Source organism: Chryseobacterium sp. RR2-3-20 (assembly GCF_017808115.1).
GTDB classification, from domain to species: Bacteria; Bacteroidota; Bacteroidia; order Flavobacteriales; family Weeksellaceae; genus Chryseobacterium; species Chryseobacterium oryzae.
The window spans coordinates 1-700 of sequence record NZ_JADQBD010000181.1 but is presented as its reverse complement, the minus strand read 5'-3'; the positions used below and the strand labels follow the sequence as shown (position 1 = coordinate 700).

1 protein-coding gene is annotated in these 700 nt (G+C 27.3%); it reads right to left on the bottom strand.

The window, feature by feature from the left end:
• Positions 1–141 precede the first annotated feature (141 nt).
• Positions 142–618: an MvaI/BcnI family restriction endonuclease gene (locus tag IV513_RS15600; RefSeq protein WP_245168974.1), complete on the bottom strand. Its 477-nt coding sequence runs from the start codon at positions 616–618 to the stop codon at positions 142–144.
• Positions 619–700 lie beyond the last annotated feature (82 nt).

Genomic DNA, 700 nt, shown 5'->3' with positions numbered 1-700 from the left:
TTCTTTTTAGGTGTTTCCATAATCAAATCTAATTCTTTTTTTGAAAACACTCCTTAACTTTTATACTATATAGTGTCTACTTTTTGCTGACGATTTACATTCCATAATCTAATACAATTATGGAGTTTAAAAATTCTATTTTTATATTAAATCATAAGTTTCACTTGGTGGAAAAAGAAGACTTAAAGCATTAGGTCTAATCTTAAATAATGGACCTTTTTCTACAACTCTACCGGCACTATTTCTTTTTATTAAGTGATCTAAAGTTATTATACCTTGTTCAACAAGTATATCAAATTGACTAACGATTGGCTTTTTAGTATGTTCAACTTTTTTGAATTGAAAATGTTCAAAATTGTCTATAATTTGTGTATCAGCTGCAACCCAAAAAGTTTCGTTATGTTTTTCTAATAATCTATTATGCAAAGTTTCTGTAGACCAAGCAACGAAATCACCAATAGTTGCCTTATCAGAATTTTCAAACAAGTATCTAATATCAGATTGCATATTTAATTTTAAACCTTGTGAATTACGTGTAATCGCAGAAACTGTACAATATAATTTAAAATCATCCCCTCTCTCATAACCAAATGCATTTAGAATGTAAATCGTCAGCAAAAAGTAGACACTATATAGTATAAAAGTTAAGGAGTGTTTTCAAAAAAAGAATTACATTTAATTATGGAAACACCTAAAAAGA